This window comes from uncultured Bifidobacterium sp. (assembly GCF_959020145.1).
Classification (GTDB): Bacteria; Actinomycetota; Actinomycetes; order Actinomycetales; family Bifidobacteriaceae; genus Bifidobacterium.
Genome location: NZ_CAUEQY010000052.1, coordinates 1 through 6,369, shown reverse-complemented (window position 1 = coordinate 6,369; position 6,369 = coordinate 1). Strand labels below are relative to the sequence as shown.

Annotated in this window: 5 protein-coding genes; all 5 read left to right on the top strand. The window is 57.6% G+C overall.

The genetic code is table 11. The features are described 5' to 3' along the window. Nucleotides 1–184: 184 nt before the first annotated feature. Nucleotides 185–1,480 (top strand): ammonium transporter, encoded by a 1,296-nt coding sequence (locus Q5H33_RS07830; RefSeq protein WP_034880156.1) that lies wholly within the window; start codon nt 185–187, stop codon nt 1,478–1,480. Nucleotide 1,481: 1 nt separating this feature from the next. Further along, nucleotides 1,482–1,820 (top strand): P-II family nitrogen regulator, encoded by a 339-nt coding sequence (locus tag Q5H33_RS07825; protein ID WP_003814240.1) that lies wholly within the window; start codon nt 1,482–1,484, stop codon nt 1,818–1,820. 194 nt (nt 1,821–2,014) lie between these two features. Then, nucleotides 2,015–3,841: a nucleotidyltransferase domain-containing protein gene (locus Q5H33_RS07820; RefSeq protein WP_226668189.1), complete on the top strand. Its 1,827-nt coding sequence runs from the start codon at nt 2,015–2,017 to the stop codon at nt 3,839–3,841. Nucleotides 3,842–4,260: 419 nt separating this feature from the next. Next, a complete protein-coding gene (gene dnaB, locus Q5H33_RS07815; RefSeq protein ID WP_022245668.1) occupies nt 4,261–5,709 on the top strand; it encodes a replicative DNA helicase in 1,449 nt (482 codons plus the stop codon). Nucleotide 5,710: 1 nt separating this feature from the next. Further along, a partial coding sequence (locus tag Q5H33_RS07810; RefSeq protein WP_302423896.1) for a Mur ligase family protein occupies nt 5,711–6,369 on the top strand: 659 nt, incomplete at its 3' end.

Here is a 6,369-nt window from a genome sequence, read left to right as displayed (position 1 = left end):
TGAAACAAAACGTGCCAGCCGCTTTATTCCGCCGTTTTCGGTTGACGTAATGGCGAGATGGCGTTACCTTGCTGTAACACGTCGTAACGTTTTCAAAACGCGGGCGGCGTTCCATACCGTTTTGTCAGCCCCATACGATGGGGCCGGAAATGTGAACTCAAAAAGAAAGAAAGAGGAGGGTGACATGGGTCAGCTTGATTCTGGAAATGCCGCGTGGATTTTGACGTCCGCGTCCCTTGTGTTCCTCATGACGCCGGGTGTGGCGTTCTTCTACGGTGGCATGGTCCGCGCAAAGGCCGTGCTGAACATGATGATTATGGAGGCGGCCGCTCTGTCCGTCACAATGGTGATCTGGGTGCTGTGGGGCTGGTCCATCGCCTACGCAGGCACTTCGGTCGGCGGTGTCTTCGGTGATCCGGCCACAGGCTTCCTGCTGAAGGATTCCATGGTTTCCGACGGCGGTGTCTTCACGTCGGCTTCGCTGAACTCCAACAACTACCCGGTCAGCGTCGATGTGGCGTTCCAGTCCGCATTCGCCATGATTACCGTCGCTCTGATTTGCGGCGCTATCGCTGAACGTGTCAAGTACTCCACGTGGATGATTTTCGTCGCGCTGTGGATTACCTTCGATTACGCTCCGCTCGCCCACATGGTGTGGAATGGCGGTCTGCTGAGCGCTGACGGCGCGATCTCCCAGGCTATCGGCGCTGCCGCCCACGATTTCGCAGGTGGTACGGTCGTGCACATCAATGCTGCAGTCGCCGCTCTGGTGATCGTGTTGATCATCGGCAAGCGCAAGGGCTTCGGCACCCAGCCGTTCCGTCCGCACAATGTTCCGTTCGTGATGCTTGGCGCTTTCCTGCTGTGGTTCGGATGGTTCGGCTTCAACGCTGGTTCCGCGTTTGCCGCCAATGGCACCGCAGGCTACGCTTGGGTTTCCACTTCCGCTGCAACCGCCGCCGCAATGCTCTCTTGGGGCTTCACTGAGAAGATCCGCACCGGCCACTACACCGCCATGGGTGCCGCTTCCGGCATCGTCGCAGGTCTGGTTGCCATCACTCCGGCCGCCGATGTGGTTTCCCCGCTGTGGGCCATCGTGCTCGGTGCCATCGCCGGCGTGCTCACCTGCCTCGCTTGCGGCCTGAAGTTCAAGCTCGGCTACGATGATTCTCTCGACGTTGTCGGCGTCCACGGCGTCGGCGGCTTCACCGGCACTGTGCTCATCGGCTTCTTCGGCGAAGGTACCGGTCTGTTCGCGGGCGGCGACTGGAAGCAGCTGGTTGTGCAGCTCATCGTTGCCCTCGTTGCCATCATCTGGTCCGCTGTTGTCACCGGCATCATCGCCTTCGCTCTGGAGAAGACGATTGGTTGGCGTGTCACCGAAGCTCAGGAAGTCGGCGGTATCGATCTTGCCGATCAGGGCGAACGTGCTTACGATTTTGCTGGTACCGCCAGCTCTGTTCTCAAGGAGGTGAAGTGAGATGAAGCTCATTACCGCTATCATTCAGCCGCATAAGCTTGACGATGTCAAGGAAGCCCTCGCTGCCGCAGGTGTTCACGGTCTGACCGTGTCTGAGGCTAACGGTTACGGCCGCCAGCGTGGCCACACCGAGGTTTACCGTGGCGCCGAATACACCGTGGATCTCATTCCGAAGATTCGCGTCGAGGTGCTGTCCGATGACGCCGATGCCGAGACTCTGGTCGGTGTGATCGTCAAGTCCGCCGGCTCCGGCACCATCGGCGACGGCAAGGTCTGGGTTGCCCCGCTTGATTCGGTGACCCGCGTGCGCACCGGCGAGACCGGCTCTGCCGCTATCTGATAATTCATTCGGATAGATATTAAGGACCCCGGGCTTGGGTTCGGGTTATCAATAGACAGATCCCCGTACGTGCTTCGCGCCGTGCGGGGATTTTCATACGTTTTTCGCGTCAGATTGTCTGCTTCGGATTTCCCCGCTTTCGCTTTTATCTGCTCAGATTTGATTGTTTTTGCGAAGATTCATAAGGATTTGCTATGACTTCAGCGGTTGATGGTCTTAAACAACGTTTCATGGATATGAGTCAGCCGGATGTCGACGGCGTGTACCGCAATGGTGCGGCGAAACGTAAGGCTCGTACGGATCTGGCCATGGATTGCCTGACGAAGTTGTGGCAGGAGGCCTGCCAGACGGTTTCTTTTGACGTTCCGCAAGCTGGTATTGGTCTTGGCGCGGTGGGTTCGTTGGCCCGCGGCCAAGTGGGACCGAGTTCCGATCTTGATTTGGTGGTCATTTATGAGCCTCACGCGCTCACTGACCGGCAGCTCAATGAGCTTGCCAACAAATTGTGGTATCCGATTTGGGATTCGGGTCTTGATCTTGACCAGTCGGTGCGTACCCGCGTGCAGTGCGAGGCGGTCACCGACCATGATTTGCCTGCCGCGATGGGTTGGCTGGATGTGGTGCCGATCGCGGGCGATACGCAGCTGATCGAATCCACGGCCGTCTCCATTTTGGAGCGTTGGCGTAGGGCCGCCCGTAAGCGCTTGCCCGAATTGTTGGGCTCCGCCAAGTCTCGTTTGGATGAGTTCGGCCGTATGGCGTATAGCAATCAGCCTGATATTAAGGAGTCCCGCGGTGGTTTGCGTGATTCCGTGCTGGTCTCCGCGCTTGCCGCTTCTTGGCTTGCCGACCGCCCGCACGGCCAGTATGACGATGCCGTCGAACGGTTGCTGGATGTGCGCGATTGCATTCATTTGGTGGCCAATAAAGACACGAACATGTTGCTTGCTCCTTATCAGGCGAGGGTTTCGGCGATGTTGGGTTTGGCTGATCCGACGTTGCCGAATGGCGAGCGTGAGGCGAAGTCGATTGATGATTTGCAGACGTTGCTTGCGCGTGTTGGTCGCCAGATCGCGTTTTCGCTTGATTCCACGGCTTCTCGCGCTGAGCATTCGTTGACTCATGAGAAGCCTCGTTTTGCGTTTTTCCAGGTGTTCCAGCCTCGTGGCGGCGGTAAGCGTCAGGCGCCTACTTTTGATGTGATTGCGCCCGGTATCGCCAAGCATGAGGAGGAGATCGTGCTTGCGCCGGGTGCCGATCCGAAGTCCGATCCGTGTCTTGCGTTGCGGGCTGCTGTTGCTGCGGCTGAGTTTGGTCTGCCGATCGCGCCCGGCACGTTGCAGAATCTGAAGTCGTGTCCGATCGATGATCGCACGTGGAATGATGAGTCGCGTAGTCTGTTCTTGCGTTTGCTTGCGAGCGGTCCCGCGTTGTTGCAGGTGTGGGAGGAGATTGATTTTGTCGATATTCCGGGTCGGCTGATTCCGGAATGGCTGGCGATTCGTAATCGCCCGAGTGCTTCGGCCGCGCATCGGTATACGATTGACCGTCATTCGGTTGAGGTGGTTACGCGGCTTGGTCGTGAAACACCTCGTGGAAACCGTTATGATGATCGGCATTATCAGGCGTTGCTGTTGGCTGGTATTTTGCATGATGTCGGCAAGCGTCCGGGGGTTGCCGATCATGCGGCGGAGGGTGCGCGTCATGCGTCCATGGTGTTGAAGCGCATGGGTTTTGACCGTGACATTATTTGGTGGGTCACGTTGTTGGTGCGTGAGCATCTTACGTTGTCGGAGTTTGCGACTGGTCAGAATCCGAATGATCCTAATGTTGGTGACGAGTTGGCGTCTCGTCTTGATCATGATCCGCTGCTGCTTGACATGCTGTTCGATCTGACTCGTGCTGACGGTTCGTCGTTGGGTGCCACGGCCGGCGAGACCATTTCCAAACAGTACGGCTGGAGTAAATGGCGCGAAACCCTTGTCCGAACCATGTACAACGCCACCCGCTACCACATGTGAGGCCGCGTAGGCCGTGGGCGAATGCCCGGCAAAGCGACATGGTTGCCGATGCGGTACCCGCCGCGTCGGCGGAAACCCATCGTGTAAGAAAAAGTGGGGAACATATCACCTTCGGTTCACTTAAGCAAGTCACAACCAGGGGAATGGGCACCCGTACGGAAGATGTCCCCAAGTTGTCCACTTGGTTATCCCCATTTGGTGGATAACTCGATATGTTTTCCACATAGTTATCCCCAGTATGTGGATAACTCGGGTTTTTTCGGCTTTCTTATCCACAGCGAACCGATTCGCGCGTGTCGGGTGATTCCGATCCTGCCAATGCGGAGATTCCTCCAGAATCTCATCGCAACATCATTCGTGAAGTGGCACAGGTATTATGGTTTTTCCCGGTACACCACACATCGAAGAGCTGGAGAAGCATGGCGGAGAGCAATTCTTGGAACAATGGCCTGAATCAAGGGCAAAACCGCGGTTTTTCAGGCAATGGCAGCATTTCCGGCGCGTCGGGAACGGCTATTCGCGACGCCATCTTCGACCGTGTGCCGCCACATGACGACGCCGCCGAAATGGCGGTGCTCGGCGGCATGCTCATGAGCAAAGACGCCATCGGCGAAGTCTCGCAGATGATTGACATCACCGACTTCTACCAGCCGCGCAACCAAACCGTGTACGAAGCCATCATCAACCTGTTCTCCGCATCGCAGCCCGTCGACGCGGTGCTGGTGGCCAACCAGCTGCTCAAAGACGGCGACCTCGAAAAAGTGGGGGGATCCGACTATCTGCACAGCCTCGTCGCATCCGTGCCGACCGCAGCCAACGCAACTTTCTATGCCGACATCATCCACCAGCGTGCCATCCTGCGCAATGTGATCGCAGCCGGCACCAAAATCGCACAGCTCGGCTACACCGCCGAAGGATCCCAAGCCGAAGACGTCGTCAACCTGGCACAGGCCGAAGTCTACGAAATGTCGACCGGCAAAGTGAGGCAGGATTACGCGCCGATCGGCACCGTCATCACCGACACCCTCGACCAAATCGACCGACTGCAAAACGGCGAGGTTTCCAAAGGCGTGCCAACCGGATTCCGTGACATCGACGACGTGACGCAAGGCCTGCAGCCGGGCCAGATGATCGTCGTTGCAGGCCGACCGGCCATGGGTAAGTCCACGCTCGGCGTTGATTTCGCGCGAGCTGCGGCGCTGCACCACAATATGACGTCCGTGATCTTCAGCTTGGAAATGAGCAAAACCGAACTTGCGCAACGAATCATTTCGGCGGAAGCGAATATTCCGCTGTCAGCCATGCGCCGAGCGGAAGAAATCACGCAGGAACGTTGGAATATCCTCAATAATCTGCAGGATAAACTGCAGAACGCACCATTATTCATCGACGATAGTCCGAACATGAGTTTGATGGAGATCCGTGCGAAATGCCGCCGATTGAAGCAGACGAACGATCTGAAATTAGTGGTGATCGATTACCTGCAGCTCATGACTTCCGGCAAGGCCGTGGAAAGCCGCCAGCAGGAAGTGTCTGATTTCTCGCGTGCATTGAAGCTGCTTGCCAAGGAATTGGAAGTGCCGGTGGTGGCGCTGAGCCAGCTGAACCGTGGCCCCGAAATGCGTCAGGATAAAAAGCCGCAGCTTTCGGATTTGCGCGAATCCGGTTCTATCGAACAGGACGCCGACGTGGTGTTCCTCGTGCACAGGCCGGACGCCTACGACAAGGAAGATCGCCCGGGCGAGGCCGATATCATCATGGCGAAGCATCGTAACGGTCCGACGCAGACGTTCAATCTCGCGTTCCTTGGCGCATACTCCAAGTTCAAAGATATGCCGCAGGACTACCAGAGCCAACAGGAGGTATAGCATGGCGTGGAACTCATTCGCAACGCCGTTGATCGGCAAGGCCGTGCGTGCGGCCTCCCGCCTGGCACATGGCGGCGGCAGCGCGTTCCCCGGCAAAATCGTGGAACGGATCGACCCGCAATTCCTCGCACGCACCCTGCAGCAGCTACCGCTTGGCGTGGTGCTCGTGTCTGGCACGAACGGCAAAACCACCACCACGCGCATGGTGGCAAGCATGCTGGAATCGTTGGGATTGAAGGTATTCACCAATCCGACCGGATCGAATTTCACCCGCGGCGTGGTCTCGTCGCTGCTGGCCGAAGTCTCGCTCGGCGGCAAACTGGACGCCGACATCGCCGTACTGGAACTCGACGAAGCGTACGCGGTGCATTTCGTCAAACAAGTGCAACCCGACTACTGCCTGCTGCTCAACGTGATGCGCGACCAGCTCGACCGTTTCGGCGAAATCGACAATACCGCACGACTGCTGAGCAAAGCCGCCGAAGCGACCACCGGAACCGTAGTGCTCAATCGTGAGGATCCACGCATCGCACGACTTGCTGACGTCGCACATACTGAAGATGGTGTGGAAGTGCGCTATTTCGGTCTTGACGGGTCGTTGCGCAGCTTCTTCCCGTCCGACGACGACATGCGCACGACAGTCGATACTGCATCGTCCGC